General features: G+C 63.3%; 1 pseudogene. It reads right to left on the reverse strand.

Going from position 1 to position 616, the window contains the following annotated elements:
* Positions 1-616: pseudogene (locus NW860_RS00875) on the reverse strand (serine/threonine protein kinase); the annotation flags it as partial.

The following is a 616-nucleotide window of genomic DNA, read 5'->3' on the forward strand; positions in this document are numbered from 1 at the left end:
TTGGCACCGGAGCAGGAGTGGGCGTCGGTGCAGGGGTTCGTGTAGGCGTCGGCATTCGAGCAGTATTAGGAGTCTTGGCTTTAGTTCGAGTAGGTGTCGGCACGGGAGTGGGAGGGGGTGTCGGTGTTGGCGTCGGGGTGGGGGCCGGTGCTGGCGTTGGGGTGACTTCAGCAGTAGGGATCGGCTCCGGCTCTTTCTGGGTATCGCGGATGGTTGGGCGCGGCCAGAGCAAAAAGGCGGCTAGCAGAGCCACAGCGCCTCCCCCAACCCAGAGCCACTTCAGGCTGCTGGTGGAAGGCTGGCGAACCGTTCGGGAAGCAGCTTGTGGCAGAGGAGTATCCGTTGGTGGGGGTGTGGCAAGGCGATCCTGGGGAGGGACAGCCGGGAGCGTGTCGCTAGCTTGGATGACTGTGGAGGGCGCTTTGGCCGTTTCGCCTTCGGTTTTGGTGGGGGAGAGCTCCGCTGCAGCCTCTGCTGAGGTAGCTTTCCGCTCAGCGATGTAGTAGGGGATCCCCGCACCTGGAGGAGGGATTGGCTCCTCTTCGATGAGCTCTAGATCCTCATCGCGGATGTCCTCAAAGGTTCCTGAACCTGAGCTGGGGGGGTGCGCAGTGGC

It is taken from the genome of Synechococcus sp. F70.1 (genome assembly GCF_047502745.1).
Lineage (GTDB): Bacteria > Cyanobacteriota > Cyanobacteriia > Thermostichales > Thermostichaceae > Thermostichus.